We start from the raw sequence: 658 nt of genomic DNA, 5'->3' as shown, positions 1-658 counted from the left end.
GTTCGATACCTATAAGTTACGTATAAAGACCTGTAGCACGTCAAATTAATTTCAAATTATGTTCAAGTTTCGTTCAATTTGGTTCTGTGCATGCTTTTGTTTATGACTCACTTCGATCTTTTTCAAACTTGAAATATGCTCTAGCAAAGACCTATCCCTGACACTTCCTTACTCACTCATACAATACCTGCCGTGGTTTTTCTCTTAGAATCCCGAACAAACGAACACTGTTCAAAATTAATTTTGTGTACGTTGGAATCAGCAAGAACACACCTCCTATTTATGCCTTGTGCATCTCTCCATTTTCGTGTTCCTCGCTGTTATTTCTCGTGCTGTTAAAACAGAACCCCAGTTAAGACAAGCTCTTAAGTGAGTCGGGAGTGAAAATGACTGCAAATAAATCCATTTTTGATCATACCAAAGTGATCTATGCTGATGAGTACGCCAACACCTATAACCCTATTTGGGCATATAGAATGAAGTTCATCATGCGTGCGCTTTACTACAAACGAGCATTCAAACACCTTGCGAACAACATTGAATCGTCTTTGTTAGACATGCTTTGTATGCGTACACACCGATTCCTAGAAAAACCGTTTCGCCCGTACATCATTAAGAATAACTCTGCTTTTGATCGCTCCAACTTGGTGGTTGATCA

Annotated in this window: 1 protein-coding gene; it reads left to right on the top strand. The window is 39.1% G+C overall.

Features of this window, described 5'->3' with window-relative positions:
- Positions 1 to 386 precede the first annotated feature (386 nt).
- Positions 387 to 658: DUF535 family protein (locus R7E78_RS27350; RefSeq protein ID WP_318058782.1), on the top strand; the 272-nt coding region annotated here is incomplete at its 3' end.

The organism is Vibrio sp. YT-19(2023), assembly GCF_033337395.1.
This window is presented reverse-complemented; position numbering and strand designations above follow the sequence as displayed.